The following is a 15,285-nucleotide window of genomic DNA, read 5'->3' on the forward strand; positions in this document are numbered from 1 at the left end:
CTTGTTATTTATTTTTTAATGTATCGAAAGGTGAACCACTGGCAGCAGGTTTTTTCGCTGTAGTCTGCGTTTTTGCTGTCGTGGTAGTTTTCTTTTTGCTTGCTGCTGTAGTCGTTTGTTTAGACTTGGTAGACGCTGTATTGGTTCGTTTTTTAGCTGGTGTTGTCTGTTTAGATTTCACATTGCTCGAAGATTCTGTACTTTTTTCACGAACATCTGCTGCAGCAGACGTAGATTTATCAATCGTCGGCTGAATATAACGAATATTATCCGACAACACTTTGGCAGGAGAATAGGTCTGTTCATCTAGAGTACGATTTTCATTACTCCGCATATGATTCAGCGCATTATAAGAAATAGCGATACCTGCTAAAAAAGTGACATCAGTAAGTTCAGGCGACTGATAGTTCTTTTCTCGCAGCAGATTGACCGCTTGCAATGCTTTTAAATTGTAACCATTAGCTTGATATTTTTTGGCAATATCTACAAAAATTTCATTTTTTAAGTTCTCATTTTTCTTATTTTTTTTGTCACATAACTGATTATAAAAACCAATAATCTCTGGATCTGTATCACCTACTGCCAGTGGATAATCCTTTAAACAGGATTTTTTCACAGATGCCGCTTTATCTTTTGCAAAAACGGTTTGTGTTAAACTAGCTGCTAAAATTATAGGTAATAAAACACTAAATTTATTCAAAATTGCCTCTGTATTTCTACGTGCTAAAACTTAATTTATGTGAATATGTGGAGAAATCACCACTTATTTTCCCGTGGGTTTTCTCTTCATTTATCAAAATTAAAAATATGCTGCAGATTTAACAAAAAATAAGCACATAGAGTCAATACAAAAATGTGCCAAATACTCCAAAGTTTGTCGACGATTTGTTTTTTTTTGTTTCATTTTATAAAAAAATCTTTTTCCTTTTTTTATTTAGTCTGTATTATATCGCCTAAAGCAAGACACTAAAAATATATAAGGTGTTGATTTTAAAGTTTTTATTTTTATAGCAAGAAAAAAGAGATCACAGTCAAACTTGTAAAATTTTGTACTGTGGATTCTAAATTTGATGAGTTATTTATGAATAATTTAAAAGTTTTAATTACTAAACTTTCACCTCACGCCCGCATTTCACTCGAAAAGTCAGCCAATACATGTATTTCACAGCAAAATTATGAAATCGAAATTGAACATTTTTTACTCGAATTATTAACCTATAACAATAAAAATGACCTTCAAATACTCTTAGAAAAATACAAAGTTTCTGCAGACGGTTTGGCAGATGACCTCAAAGAAAGTATCGCTCAACTTCCAAAAGGAAATACGCGCACCCCGATTTTTGCCCAATCCATTGTGCGCTTACTTGAACAAGCTTGGTTATTAGCATCTGCTGAACAAAATCCACAAATTCGTAGTGGTCATTTACTTGTTGCACTGCTTACCGCGCCAGATTTATACCAAATCGCAGCAAGAGCTTCTTCTCTATTCGATTTATTACCTATCGATACGATTAAACATAAATTTTTAGATCTTTGCCTAAAAAGCATTGAAAATGAAGATTTAGCAACAGCATCACTTGATGAAAAATCAGCAGTACAAACGAATGCAACTACGCCAGTTAAAACACCAGCTCTAGACCAATACACCATTAATCTTACTGAAAAAGCTAAAAATGGTGGCATTGATCCTGTGATTGGTCGTGAGTTTGAAATCCGCTTAATGCTCGATATTTTGATGCGTCGTCGTCAAAACAATCCGATTTTAACGGGTGAGCCTGGTGTTGGTAAAACGGCCGTTGTTGAAGGTCTGGCATTAAAAATTGCAACCAACCAAGTTCCAGATGCTTTAAAAAATGTCAGCATTCATACTTTAGATATGGGCTTACTACAAGCGGGTGCCAGTGTTAAAGGTGAATTCGAAAATCGCTTAAAACAAGTCATTCATGAAGTTCAAGCCTCTGCACATCCAATCATTTTATTTATTGATGAAGCACACACGTTGATTGGTGCGGGTGGTCAAGCAGGTCAAAATGATGCAGCAAACCTGTTAAAACCGGCGCTTGCACGTGGTGAGTTAAGAACCATTGCTGCAACCACATGGGCTGAATATAAGCAGTATTTTGAAAAAGATGCCGCATTAAGCCGACGCTTCCAAGTAATTCAGGTTGAAGAACCGACTGAAGAAGTCGCAATCGATATGCTGCGTGCCATGATTCCCGTGATGGCAAAACATTTCAATTTACAAATTGACGATGAAGCTATCGTTACTGCAGTCCATGCTTCGCACCGTTATATCACTGGCCGTCAATTGCCTGATAAAGCGATTAGTGTCTTAGATACAGCTTCTGCGCGTGTTGCGTTAACGCAAAATGCACAACCAGTAAAATTGGATCAACTTCATGCTCAATTACATAATTTGAAGCTTGAATTGGCGATTCTTGAAAATGAACATAAGAATATTCCGATTCACCACGAACGCATTGAAAGTGTAAAAACACAAATATCCGCGCTTGAACAAGAAATTCAGTCGACAGAAACGCAGTGGAAAAAAGAACTCGAAATCGTTCAACAGATTAAAACGCTTGAACAAGAGTCCGAGCAAAAACCAGAAAATATTGAAACTTTAAGCAATATTCGTAACCAACTGGCAACGTTACAAGGTCAAACGCCGCTTGTTTTTGAGCGTGTGAATGCACAAATTATTAATGAAATCATTTCAGACTGGACCGGTATCCCTGTTGGTAAAATGGTGAATGATGAAATTCAGCAAATTTTGAAGCTTGAAGCACAGTTAGAACAACGTGTGATGGGTCAAGATTATGCACTGCATCAACTGGCACAAGGTATTAAAACCTCTAAGGCAAAATTGGAAGATCCAAATAAACCTCAAGGTGTTTTCATGCTGGTTGGCCCAAGTGGTGTGGGTAAAACCGAAACTGCACTTGCGTTAGCAAACGAGTTATATGGTGGTGAGTCTCATTTAATCACCATTAACATGTCTGAATATCAAGAAGCACATACCGTGTCGTCCTTAAAAGGTGCTCCTCCAGGCTATGTCGGTTATGGCCAAGGTGGCGTACTGACAGAAGCAGTTCGCCGAAATCCATATAGTGTGGTATTGCTCGATGAGATTGAAAAAGCACACAGCGATGTTCAAGAGCTATTCTACCAAGTATTCGATAAAGGTACTTTGGAAGATGGTGAAGGTCGTGTTATTGACTTTAAAAATACCACTATCCTGCTGACTTCAAATGCTGGCTCTAGTGCCATTATGCAGGCTTGTTTAAATCAGCCAGTAGAAGAATGGCCGTCAGCAGAAGAACTTCTAGATGTATTAAAACCAGCTTTATATAAACAATTTAAGCCGGCATTTTTAGGTCGTATGCGTATTGTGCCGTATTTCCCATTGCACGATGATCTGCTCGTACGCATTATTCAGCATAAATTAGGCAAAATCACCGCGCGTATTGAAAAACAATATGGTACGCAAACACGTTATACCGATGATTTAGTCGAATTATTATTAAGTCGCTGTACTGAGGTCGATAGTGGTGCGCGTAATGTCGATAACATTTTAAATGCGACGGTCTTACCTGCTTTAGCCACTGAATTGTTGATGGCGATGAGTGAACAAAAGATTCCATCAGTCATTGAAATCGATGTCAAAGACGATGAAATTATTTATGTTTTAGATCCTAAAAGTAAACCTGCGAAAAAACGCAGCAGCAAAAAGACCAAAACCTTAGAAGCATAAGTTAGGAACGATGTAGAATATGAGTTTAGAGCTCGACGCTTTATTGCAACCGATTACGGATGATTTACCTTGCGGTAGTGATTTTTCATTTTCAAATGATTTTCATGCAATTAAAAAAGCTAAAACACAAGATGACCCGCTCTTGGATCAAGGCGACTGGATCGCAGAACCAAAACAGGCAGATTGGGGCTTTGTGCACCAAAAATCGTCAGATCTACTTCGCGAACATACAAAAGATATTCGCTTATATGGTTGGTTGCTTGAAGCGTGGACTCACATTCATGGTTTCGAAGGGATTGCCAAAGGGATTGAACTTACACAAAAAAGTTTGCAAGACTTTTGGCTACAACTTCATCCTGAAATTGAAGATGATGACCTTGATCAACGTCTAGGTTTATTACAAGGGATAATTAATCAAATCCCAACATTAATTAAATCAGTTTCAATCGTTCATGGCGCGGTAGCTTATTCCCTATCCGACTATGATCGACTGCTGCATGTTCAAAACCAAAGACGTAAATCTAACCATGAAGATGATGATCAAGAAGAGTCTTTTAATGGTATGGAACAGTTTGAACATGCCTTGTTCAATACGTCAAAATCAATTCAATACCAGTATTACCAACAGTTTTTAGATATTTTAAACCATTGGGAAAACTTAAAAACGACTCTTGATGATTTGATGGGTTTAGATGCGCCAAGCTTTGCTGGCATTGACTCTCAAATCGAAATGATTCACTTGAGCTTAAAAAAAATCTATAAAGCAGATGCTTTTATCAATTCATCGAGCGCTGAACAGGTTCAATCAAATTCTCCAATTGAAAGCCAAACACTTTCCACTGTAACTTCCGTGCAGAATGATATGCAAATAATACAACAACAGCATACACAGCAATTTAAACCTCAAGTGCAAAATCATCTTGAAAACCGTGAACAAGCCATGAAAGTCTTGCAAGATATTGCGGACTATTTCCAAGTGAATGAGCCGCATAGCCCTGTCAGTTATATGCTGCAAAAAACCATTAAATGGTCACAAATGCCACTGCATGAATGGTTAACTCATGTGATTAAGGATGAAAACCCTCTTGAAGCTGTACAAGAAATGTTAGGTGTTCAGCAACAAAGTAATGAATCGAATAGCGACTGGTAAAAACAATGTTTAAAGCAGAAAAAATTTTATGGGGTGAAGGATTATTTTTACGCCCGCAACACTTTCAATTACAAGATGCTTATCATGAACAGCGTTTAAACCATACGGTTCGCGCAACAATACCGTTCGCTTATGGTATTCAAAGTTTAATTTTTGATGAATCGCAACTCAGTACCAACACATTAGCTTTGAATAAAGTCGAAATGATTTGGCAAGATGGTGAGATTTATCAAGCACCTGCACAAGACTTATTACCTGAGCCTGTACTACTTGATTCATTAAATTTACGCGGTGAAATGCAAATTTATTTAGCATTACCGATTGTTCAACCGAATAAACGAAACGTCAATTTTGAAGAAAATACCCAATCGAGTCGCTATCATTCACATTTGACTAAAACTCATGATTTGTTTACAGATGCGACGGCTGCTGAAATCACTTTATTACGCCGCCGTGCAGAGTTTAAAATCTTTGAATTAGGCCAAGAACCACAGCACAATCTTGATGGTTTTCTTTACATGCCTATAGGCCGAATTAAGCGCCAAAGTTCAGGTAATTTTGTTTTAGATTATCAATTTATCCCACCAATATTACATATTAGTTCGTGTGATTCGCTGATTACTGGGCTTAAACGAACGCTCAATATTATCAAAGCTAAAATTAAAACTATTCAATCGAATAATCGTGAAAACGAACAAAAGTTAATTGAATTCCGTTCTGGTGATATCGTTTCATTTTGGTTGGTTAATGCGCTGAATACTGCACATGCGACCTTAAATCATTTATTGCAATATCCACTGATTCATCCTGAACGTTTGTATTTTGAATTATTGCGTCTGACAGGTTCTTTACTCACCTTCTCTACAGCTTATGAAGTAGATCAACTCCCACAGTATCAACATCATAATTTGCAAGAAAGTTTTGCTCAATTAGATGTGATTTTACGTGAGTTGCTCGATACGATTATTTCAAATCGATATATCAGTATTAACTTGAAAGAAACCCGTCAATCCTACTGGGTGGGCAGTCTTGAAAGTGACAAAATTACTCGCGATTCGCGCCTGTATTTAGCTGTTTCAAGTAGTGTGATGCCTACACATGACATTATTTCTTATGTACCACTGCGCTTTAAAGTCGGCAACACTGTCGATGTTGAACAGCGTGTCATGGCAGCATTACCTGCTGTTCCATTGCAACATATGATGCAAGTGCCAACAGCAATTCCAGTTCGTTCAGGTGTGAGTTATTTTGAAATTGAGCCAAATAATGATTTGTATCAGCGTATGCTTGATTCTGAATCGATCTGCGTTTACATACCAGCTGGCTTCCAAGATATCTCGATTGAACTTATTGCAGTGATGAATGGTTAAGGAGCAATCATGAATATTTCAAATAATGCCCCTTCACTTTTTGACGACGGTCAAATTGGATTAGGCTCTTCAAAACCAAGTGCTGAACCGAAAATCAACAGTTCAACCAATTTAGTTGATCTACTGCATGATGGGTTTTACATTGTTTTCTTACTCAAAAATCAATATGTTCCATCCAGCCCTGAAAGTTTCAGGACAAAAATTATGGATCTATTAAACCGATTTGAAAGCCAAGCCCGTAAGCTTCAATTCAGCAATGAAGATATCACGGACGCAAAATATGCCTATTGCGCTTTATTAGATGAAACCATTGTCACCCAACAAGATGCACGCTTTTTTGATTTACAAAACAATTGGATGATGAATCCATTGCAATTAAGTCTTTTTGGTTCACAGCTTGCGGGTTACCGCTTTTTTGAAAATTTAGAGCAAATTCGTTCTAAGAATAAAGATCGTTTAGCAGCACTTGAAGTTTATCATTACTGCATGCTCCTTGGTTTTCATGGTAAATACCGACTTGAATCGATTGAAATGCTCAATTCACTCGTTGCACGTGTCGGTGATGAAATTGATTATATGAAAGGTAAAAAGGCGTTTTCGCCTTTCGCGGCACTGCCGGATCAAATTAAAAATATTATTCACCGTGAATTACCATTTTTTTGGATTATTATCTTTTGGGCATTGTTTGCTGTATTAGCATTTGGTGGACTGAAATATATGTTATCCAGTCAAAATAATCAGGCGTTATCACAATATCAAAATGTCATAACTGCACCATCGGAACAGGCTTATATCACTATTCATTTACCATAAGACTTAGACACCATGGCAAACGAAAAATCGAATAACGTTAGAATTTTACAGTCGACTCAAAAGAATAATTTACCGCCTTTAGCTCATGCTGCGATTGGCTTTCTTGTTGGTGCAGCGGTCATTATTGTTGCTGGCCTGGGATATTTTTATCTAAGTTCTGACGATCAGCCTGCAAATACAGAGATGACTACTTCTGCTCCAACTGAAGATAAAACTGAAACTGAGGCATCCGCTGCGCCCCGTCAAAGTGAAAATGAGCAAGCTTCAGCTGAAAAAGCACCGCAAACCGTTCATGTAACTGAAGAAAAAGATCCGGATAATGGTTTATATTCGAATGATTTAGCTACCGCTTTCAATCATGGAAATACAACAAAAGTGACTCAGCCTGTTCAAGCTGTAGCGAATAACCGTTCGCCTTTTGAAATTACCCAACCGCAGCGCCCTGTTGTAGCTGCTACAACAACCGTTAAACAACATATTCCAACCACATTAGCAAAACCTAAAGCTGCGCCAACAACAGCCAAGGTGACCAAGCCTACAGAGCCATCTACGAAAGCAGTAAAAGAAGATGAGTACTTCGAAGAGCCGATGGGCGGAACGCAAATTTCTGAAACCAAACGTCCGAAAGTGGTTGCTACAACAAACACTGCTAATGCGACTGTGAGCGCTACAGTTTCCCCATGATCATCTTTTTGGTTAGTTGTTTCTTTGTCTTAGCACTGGTGACAGTGCTTTGCTTTTCTTATGAGCTTAGAATTAAAGTTCAAGATTTTTTCTTTCAAATCATTCCACAAAGCAAAAAAAGAATTCAGCACGCCAAAAATTTTGCTTATGAACTGAACTATGCAGCAGCACCACAACAAATTCAATCACACTGGCATTTACAACAATGGTGGATTTTATTTGCAGGCTTTTTACTGTTTGCCAGTATTTTATTATTTGCTTTTACTCGCCCGATAACTGCAAGTAAAGTAGAAGCAGATTATTTACGTAAAGTCGACCCACAAATTTACGCCATGCTCGATGGACAGGTTTTAGATGCGCCTCCTGAAGTTGAAGAATATCTTGTTCAAGAGGCAATCGCAGAAGAAGCAGCAATGATTGAGCAGCCATCTGTTATGGCATCAAGCTTTAACCCAGAAGTTCAAGATATCCATACGCATTCATATTCTACAGATGTGCCTTCAGCAGATCGTAAATGGCATAAAATGAACCCACGTTATAAACAACGTTTATTGATGGTGTTTAAAATTATGCGTGAACAGCATGGCTATGAAATGGTTTTGCTTGAAGGTTATCGAAGTCCAGAGCGTCAAAATAATTTAGCTACCAATAAAAATACCACTCGTGCCCGTGGTTTCCAAAGTTATCATCAGTTTGGCTTAGCAGCCGATGTTGCATTTAAACGCAATGGCAAAGTGGTCATTACTGAACGAGACCCTTGGGCTATGCGTGGTTATCAACTTTATGGTCAAGCCGCTGAGTCTGTTGGTTTAACATGGGGCGGACGCTGGAAATCTATTCAAGATTATGGTCATACAGAATATCGTATGCCAGGCCTGAAAAAAACTGCAGAGATGGCGGCACTACTGACCTCTGAAGGTCAGCTTCAAGCCAATAACATTTCGATTGAGTAATTTCGATGTTGTGCCTTCAAAATATAATTGAAGGCACACCGTATTAATTTAAAAAATTTTGTATTTGCTCTATAACTTCAGTTGTTTTTTCTGCATGTAACCAATGGCCTGCACCTTCTATTTCTACAATTTTCGCATGTGGAAATTGTTGTTCTATCGCATTGATATGTTCTGCTTTTGAAATATAAGGTGACTGTCCACCTTTGAGGTACAATGCAGGCTGTTGCCAAATATTTCCGATATTTTCCCAACCAATAATTTGGTCATACTGTTTATACAACGCATCTACATTAAACAACCATTGTCCTTTACTAAACGATTTGAGTAGAAACTGTATCACCATATCTGTATGAATATACTCACGCATAATTTCAACCGCTTGTTGTCTAGATTGAATTTGCGCATTTTGTACAGCGATCAAAGCTTTAAATATTTCATCATGATGACGTTCTTGATATGCAAAGGGCGCGATATCCAATACAACAAGTTGCTCTACCCGCTCTGAAATTAAAGCCAATTGCATTGCGACCTTGCCACCCATGGAATGGCCAATCACTGAAAACTTATCGATGCCAATCGCATCTAATGTTTCGAGTACATCGTTTGCCATCTCACGATAATTCATTTCTGTACTTTGAGGTGATTTACCATGGTTTCGTAAATCAAGCTGAATGACAGAATATGAATTTTGAAAAGCTCTGGCAAGCATCCCTAAGTTACTGAGGCTTCCAAATAAACCGTGAATAAAGACAAGTGGGTGTGTTTCGCCTTCTAATTTTTGATGATATTCGTAATTTAGGATCATTTTTGAATACTTTGCTATGTTGATATTATGATGCCTAGTTGAATGAATGAAATCAAATGACAGTTAAAAAATTATTAGTCTTACTTAGGCTATTTGTAGGTAGCAAATATTTAATTTGCTTAGGCTATTTTATAAAATGAAATAGCCAACCGCATTCGACCTAAAGGTTCTTTGTCTTTAATTTGCAGATTTAAAGTAATTAAAAGGAATTTTTAAATAACGGATACCATTCCCTTCTGGTTGTGGAAATTTACCTGCATCCATATTGATTTGTATTGCAGGTAAAATCAGTTTTGGCATAGCCAAATTTGCGTCACGCTGAGTTCGCATTGTGACAAAATCTTCTTTTTTCGTACCAACGTGGATATGAATATTCTGCTGTTTTTGCGCATGCACACTGCTTTCGCAGCAGTATTTTGACCGGTTTTCTGGTAAATAGTCATGACATAAAAACACGCGCATTTTCAAGTGCTAACTGATAAATCTTTTGTACAGAGTCGAATAATACTGCCGCACTGCCCTTGGGAAAATCACAATGTGCTGTGCCCAAAATCATGCATAAATAAACTATCAAAGACAAACACAGTATCATCAACAACCACATAGCTCAGACAAGCAGGTGTATGTTCAGGCGTTGAATTGTTATACGCATTTAATGCACCGATTTTAAATGCCTCATGATCTGCAAATAAATAATCAAAAGACTGATGTGAATTAAAATATTTCACATCAAAATTATAAATGGTGCTGAATGTTTCCTGCACAATCTTGATGTTATGGCTCATCGCAATTTTACCACCAAGAACTTGTTTTAAATATTGAGATGCGGTTAAGTGATCTGCGTGCACATGCGTTTCTAAAATCTATTATATACTTAGGCTATTTTATTGAAGTAACCAACTGCCGCCAGTCTAAATATTCATTCTGACATGCCTTTCCTGATTGAAAAATTTAACGCTTCAAGAGTGTTTGATTAATTTTATTTAGAATTAATTTATAAACTTGAAAAATCACGAAATATATCCTCGGAGATTTTTCAATAAAGGCTGTTTATTATGAAGTTAATTGAAATAATAGATAATTTATAGACCAATACTAATATCTCTGAGTGCACCGCTCACCCACGTTAAAGCATCTGAACCCAATTCTATAATATTCGAACCAATTTCAGCTAAGTCAGTCAAATCTAGAGAAGATAGAGGATCAGATGATGTACTATTTTTTTGCTGTTCTTGTTCAGCTTGCTGCTCAATGGCTTGATCAAGATGAGTTTGATCTAATGGAGATGAGTTTGAATGTTGTTGTAATTCATAGTCGTTATTTTGCATAGGTTCATCCTGTTATTTTGTTTTATATGATATTCAGTTGACATTAATTTGGCTCAAACTCTTTAAGCACCTTATCTACAAACCACCACGGTAAACGCTGAATACCTGAATTCATCTTTAAAATTTCAGCCTGTTCAATTTCCGCAATGAAAGAAGCATGCTGTCCATCGGCAGAGTTATCAAATAAATAACTTCGATCCGTTGCTTCTACCGCCTGCATTAACAAATCCATACTTCGATAATAACGTTCGCGAATTTTTTGTTCTGGCACACCATGTCCACCCGTTTTTACGCGGTACTGAACACGTGAAATATTGATAACAGGATCAATAGTGGAAACATAATACAGATAGGTTTTAAAGCCTTTTCTTTTTGCTTCGCGTAGAAATTCTACCTTGGAAATATGGGACATCACCGTTTCAAAGGTAAAACTAATTTTTAGCTCTAAAAACTGCAAACGGATGTAATCAATAATTCTTGCACAAAGATATGAATCAATCTGATCTGGATGAAATTCAATTTTCCACGGATCTAATATCTGTGGTTTTCGTGCTAATAGCGGAATAAATTCTCCATTCGCGGGACGTTTTTTCGTATCGAGAAAGTCAATTAATGCTTCTGATTTTAAAGCGGAATGGTAATCCAACAAATTGAGCCGGTGTGAATGTTTCAGTTGAGCTTCGAGTTCATCCGCATTTAAATATGCCCCAATATGATGGGGCAATAAATATTCTTTAACTGTGCTTTTACCTGAACCATTTGGACCCGCGAACATTCTAATGCGAGGTTGTGGAGGCATGTATTAAACAATTTCCTCTGTTTTCTTTTTACGTTTTAAAATTTTTGGTAGATCATCCACTTGTACGAAGTCGGCTGATACATCTTTTATTTGTACTTCTTGACCATTTTGCAGACGTTGAACCAGTTGTAGACCTTTTACATAAACCACAGTGGATGACGCACTTGCTTGTTCAAAAGCATGGCGAAATGCATTGATAGCAAGGCTCGGGATCATATCGTCCTCATATTGGCTTGCTTTCATTACTGAAGTATAAGCTGTCATGTAAACAACTCCTCAAACATCAAAAATAATGTGTTCAATTATCTTATCATACTTGCAATATTTGTCTATTTATCCATCAGTCATACCGAGAGTGAAATGATAAAATACAAAGTGATTTAATCATTTGATTGTATTCCTCGAACCAAACTGCACATATGAGTCAATGTATGGGGATGCCACATCATGAAAAATTTAAATTTTATCCAAATTCGATTTATAATCTGATTAAGCATTTAATTTTTCACAAAAAAATAGCCACTTATTCAGTGGCTAAAAGAGAACGACATCAACAAGTTGATGTATTAGGACTGACCTATGCAACAGGACCAGGGATGTTTGTTGCATATAAATCGTTCTAACTTGATCATAATAATGTGATGGACTTATCATTTTAAGCATATTTCATATCATTTCCTGACAATTTGCATTTTCAATTTCTAATATTATTAGAAACTACACCTATAGTGAATAATGCTGTAATAATTTTGAAATATTAGACCATTTCGAATTATGAAAAATAGAACAAAATGAAAGAAAGTTAGACGAGAGCCCAAAAGTTTAAGCAGAGAAATTTAAACCTAAATTATTTTGTAGGACTCGAACAAAATGCACTTTCGTTTAAGCCAGATGACTGCATACTCTGTTGCTGTTGTTGTAAATAGTGCTGTGAAGCCACTCGCATTAGATTGGCCATTTCAAGAGCTGAGTTTTGCTGAGAAATTTCTAAAATCTGTCGATATGCATTCAATCTTAAACAAAAAGCTTGAGTTTGCTGCTGACCCGTTGCAGTAGATGTAGGGTCATCTAAAATGGCTTTGGTTGAATTAATTTGCTCAGTATATGTATGTATCTGAGCATTATATTCAGCTTGAGTCAGTTGTGGAGTAACCGCTTCATTCACATTTGCATATGCTACAGAAGCAGTAAACACAGAGAAAATAAGGACATAAAGTTTATACATCAACGGAGAATGCATAAATTAAGCCTCATCACCTTCTTTCCAGACATCTTCATAATCATCAGCATCGATCATAAAACGATAGCCTACATCCAAAGCTAAATATGGTAGCACTTCAGGTACAACATCTTGCAGTTTACGCACAGTCATTGTTTCAAAGTTATCTGCGCCTTCAAGCTCACCACCATAAATATACCAACTGACATTTTCATCACCTTCTGCAGGCTTACGAATACCAACAATTGGATCTTTATTTAAGGTATGAACAGCCACAGCAATTACATCACCGCCCTGCACTTCTACATATGCAGAACCCACTTCTTCACATAAAAGTTTTTGTTCTGCAATCAATTCTGCCAAAGGTGATGAATTTTGCGTATGTTTTGCCATGTTTGTTCTCAGGCCATATAGGTTTCGGGCATTCTACCGTGAATTACACTTATATAGATAAATTTTTTCCGCGGGAAAGCATTCGAGCCTTGTTTTATCAATTCATTTATAGAAAAAGACTCAATGCGGTAGATTCCACCTAAAAGTATAAACAAGAAGAAAGGAAACTTATTCAACACATATACCGCTAAAACACAGTAATAGACGAATAAAAAATAGAATCAGCATGCAAACAGCAAGCTTCTTTACCACCACAGATTTAACTTTTGCCAATACCAGTACAAATTTGGACAAATACCCGATTTTCCAAACTTACATAATTTATGAAAGAAATCGTCAATGCCTTGCACGCTTCATACATTCAAAACACTGACTAGAAAATACACAGGATGGTTAATACGCTTATATATAGGTCTATAAAATATGACGTAACTACGCAATAAATGTTCATCATATCTAAAGCTGCCTACTTATAAGGAAATGCTCCCACAGAATATTCAATTCACTGAGGCAAATAAAATATCTAGCGTGAGCCCTATCATTTATGAAAACATTTTATTGGTTTAGAAATATGCTTTATAAACCATAAAAAATTAACTATCTTTTAATTTTTATATACTTAGCATACAAAGCTACTTTATTCTTTCAAATAACTCGCTTGAAAGCTGAGAGCAATTTAGATTTCTTTATGCACGAAATAAATTAAACCTTAGAAATTTTAATTCGCTGTATAAATACCATCTTTACGGCTACGCATGCTTAGGCTGTTCAACTGACGATCTATAAGGTGGATACACAAGCCATCTCACCTTTAAGATCATTCGCACTGATTATTGCTAAACGTATGCACCACGATAAAGCAAGTTTACACAAAAGATATCAACAGTTTTAGCCAATTGGGTTTAAAATGATGTCCGACAATATAACGATAAAAATGTAATCTTTTAACATTGCCAATTCTTTGCAAAGTTCGCATTATATAGCCCATTCTCGGCACATGCTTTTCACGTCAATTCAAAGAAATTATAAAAAAAATGTGGAATTTTATGCCATAATGAGCAAACTTTGCAGGTATCTTGCAAAGTAAATTTGCAACTTTTTATTGGAGCAGGCTGAATGAGCTCGACCATTTTGGTCATTCATGGACCGAATCTCAACTTACTGGGAAAACGTGAACCCGAAGTTTATGGCTATCTAACACTCGAAGATATCAACCAAAAACTGATTTCACAGGCTCAAAACGCTTCCATTTCTCTCGACACTTTCCAAAGTAATTGGGAAGGCGCTGTCGTCGACCGAATTCATCAAGCGCAACAAGAAGGCGTTCAATTCATCATTATTAATCCAGCAGCCCTAACACATACTTCGGTTGCTGTGCGTGATGCCCTTCTAGGTGTAGCCATTCCGTTTATCGAAGTACATCTATCAAATGTCCACGCTCGCGAAGCATTTAGACATCACTCCTATCTATCTGATAAAGCCGTTGGCGTTATTTGTGGTTTAGGTGCAAAAGGTTATGCCGCAGCACTAGACTTCGCCATCGAAAAAATTCAACCAACTTCTCAATCTTAATTAGGAATACTGTTCATGGATATCCGTAAAATCAAGAAACTCATCGATTTGATGATTGAATCTGACTTACAGGCGATTGAAGTTAAAGAAGGCGATCAATCGATTGCTCTAACTCGTCGCAATCCAGTAGTTGCTGCCGCTGCGCCTGCTATGGCTGCTCCTGCCGCTGCGCCTGCTGCACCTCGTTCACCACGTGGTGCTGTTGAGCCGTCTCCTATGGTTGGTGTGTTCTATGCTGCGCCAAATCCAGGTGAAGCACCATTTGTGAAAGTTGGTCAAACTGTATCTGCTGGTGAAACACTCGGTATCATCGAAGCAATGAAAATCATGAACCCAATTGAAGCAACTCAAAGCGGTGTAATTGAAGAAATTTTGGTTAAAAATGGCGAAGTGATCCAATTCGGTCAACCATTATTCCGCTATCGCGCTTAAGACCACGGGGAAT

The 15,285-nt window shown here is 37.2% G+C and carries 16 protein-coding genes and 1 pseudogene; 9 read left to right on the plus strand and 8 right to left on the minus strand.

The features are described from left to right. Positions 1 to 4 precede the first annotated feature (4 nt). Positions 5 to 616: a hypothetical protein gene (locus G0029_RS08415; protein ID WP_180023731.1), complete on the minus strand. Its 612-nt coding sequence runs from the start codon at positions 614 to 616 to the stop codon at positions 5 to 7. 465 nt (positions 617 to 1,081) lie between these two features. Here G0029_RS08415 and tssH point away from each other — a divergent pair, with 465 nt between their 5' ends. The 6 genes from tssH to G0029_RS08445 are packed head-to-tail and all read left to right on the plus strand — an operon-like array spanning position 1,082 to position 8,724. Then, positions 1,082 to 3,754 carry a type VI secretion system ATPase TssH gene (gene tssH, locus G0029_RS08420; protein ID WP_180109704.1) on the plus strand — a complete coding sequence of 891 codons (2,673 nt, stop codon included), beginning with the start codon at positions 1,082 to 1,084 and terminating at the stop codon, positions 3,752 to 3,754. 19 nt (positions 3,755 to 3,773) lie between these two features. Continuing rightward, complete coding sequence (gene tssA, locus G0029_RS08425; RefSeq protein ID WP_111885477.1) at positions 3,774 to 4,904, plus strand: type VI secretion system protein TssA; 1,131 nt, start codon at positions 3,774 to 3,776, stop codon at positions 4,902 to 4,904. A gap of 5 nt (positions 4,905 to 4,909) precedes the next feature. After that, complete coding sequence (tssK, locus tag G0029_RS08430; protein ID WP_180109705.1) at positions 4,910 to 6,274, plus strand: type VI secretion system baseplate subunit TssK; 1,365 nt, start codon at positions 4,910 to 4,912, stop codon at positions 6,272 to 6,274. Positions 6,275 to 6,283: 9 nt separating this feature from the next. Further along, positions 6,284 to 7,087, plus strand: coding sequence for a type IVB secretion system protein IcmH/DotU (gene icmH / locus G0029_RS08435; RefSeq protein WP_078190778.1), 804 nt, complete (start codon positions 6,284 to 6,286; stop codon positions 7,085 to 7,087). A gap of 12 nt (positions 7,088 to 7,099) precedes the next feature. Further along, on the plus strand, positions 7,100 to 7,771 hold the full coding sequence (locus G0029_RS08440) for a hypothetical protein (RefSeq protein ID WP_180107933.1): 672 nt from the start codon (positions 7,100 to 7,102) through the stop codon (positions 7,769 to 7,771). Then, complete coding sequence (locus tag G0029_RS08445; RefSeq protein ID WP_180008112.1) at positions 7,768 to 8,724, plus strand: M15 family metallopeptidase; 957 nt, start codon at positions 7,768 to 7,770, stop codon at positions 8,722 to 8,724. The genes G0029_RS08440 and G0029_RS08445 overlap by 4 nt, the downstream gene beginning before the upstream one ends. Positions 8,725 to 8,767: 43 nt before the next feature. Here G0029_RS08445 and G0029_RS08450 read toward each other — a convergent pair whose 3' ends face one another. The 5 genes and pseudogenes from G0029_RS08450 to G0029_RS08470 form a co-directional block, all read right to left on the minus strand. Continuing rightward, entirely contained in the window at positions 8,768 to 9,529 is a 762-nt protein-coding gene (locus G0029_RS08450) for an alpha/beta fold hydrolase (protein WP_180107934.1), read from the minus strand. Between the two features lie 177 nt (positions 9,530 to 9,706). Further along, positions 9,707 to 10,392 (minus strand): annotated as a pseudogene (locus G0029_RS08455) (MBL fold metallo-hydrolase); the annotation flags it as partial. Between the two features lie 219 nt (positions 10,393 to 10,611). Then, a complete protein-coding gene (locus G0029_RS08460; protein ID WP_180107935.1) occupies positions 10,612 to 10,857 on the minus strand; it encodes a hypothetical protein in 246 nt (81 codons plus the stop codon). Between the two features lie 43 nt (positions 10,858 to 10,900). After that, positions 10,901 to 11,656 (minus strand): zeta toxin, encoded by a 756-nt coding sequence (locus tag G0029_RS08465; protein ID WP_227591799.1) that lies wholly within the window; start codon positions 11,654 to 11,656, stop codon positions 10,901 to 10,903. 3 nt (positions 11,657 to 11,659) lie between these two features. Beyond that, on the minus strand, positions 11,660 to 11,920 hold the full coding sequence (locus G0029_RS08470; protein ID WP_180107936.1) for a hypothetical protein: 261 nt from the start codon (positions 11,918 to 11,920) through the stop codon (positions 11,660 to 11,662). Between the two features lie 167 nt (positions 11,921 to 12,087). Here G0029_RS08470 and G0029_RS08475 point away from each other — a divergent pair, with 167 nt between their 5' ends. Continuing rightward, the gene (locus G0029_RS08475) at positions 12,088 to 12,279 is read left to right on the plus strand and encodes a hypothetical protein (RefSeq protein WP_180023739.1); all 192 of its coding nucleotides are present in this window, start codon (positions 12,088 to 12,090) and stop codon (positions 12,277 to 12,279) included. A 224-nt stretch (positions 12,280 to 12,503) separates the two neighbouring features. Here the strand turns inward: G0029_RS08475 and G0029_RS08480 are convergent, their stop codons facing one another. After that, positions 12,504 to 12,896 carry a hypothetical protein gene (locus G0029_RS08480; protein WP_180107937.1) on the minus strand — a complete coding sequence of 131 codons (393 nt, stop codon included), beginning with the start codon at positions 12,894 to 12,896 and terminating at the stop codon, positions 12,504 to 12,506. Positions 12,897 to 12,899: 3 nt separating this feature from the next. Beyond that, positions 12,900 to 13,268 carry a hypothetical protein gene (locus G0029_RS08485; protein WP_180107938.1) on the minus strand — a complete coding sequence of 123 codons (369 nt, stop codon included), beginning with the start codon at positions 13,266 to 13,268 and terminating at the stop codon, positions 12,900 to 12,902. A 1,116-nt stretch (positions 13,269 to 14,384) separates the two neighbouring features. On the opposite strand from G0029_RS08485, the gene aroQ reads away from it, so the two are divergent. Further along, positions 14,385 to 14,840: a type II 3-dehydroquinate dehydratase gene (gene aroQ, locus G0029_RS08490; protein WP_078190789.1), complete on the plus strand. Its 456-nt coding sequence runs from the start codon at positions 14,385 to 14,387 to the stop codon at positions 14,838 to 14,840. 15 nt (positions 14,841 to 14,855) lie between these two features. Continuing rightward, positions 14,856 to 15,272: an acetyl-CoA carboxylase biotin carboxyl carrier protein gene (accB, locus tag G0029_RS08495; RefSeq protein WP_078190790.1), complete on the plus strand. Its 417-nt coding sequence runs from the start codon at positions 14,856 to 14,858 to the stop codon at positions 15,270 to 15,272. Positions 15,273 to 15,285 lie beyond the last annotated feature (13 nt).

The organism is Acinetobacter sp. YH12138, assembly GCF_015218525.1.
GTDB classification, from domain to species: Bacteria; Pseudomonadota; Gammaproteobacteria; order Pseudomonadales; family Moraxellaceae; genus Acinetobacter; species Acinetobacter amyesii.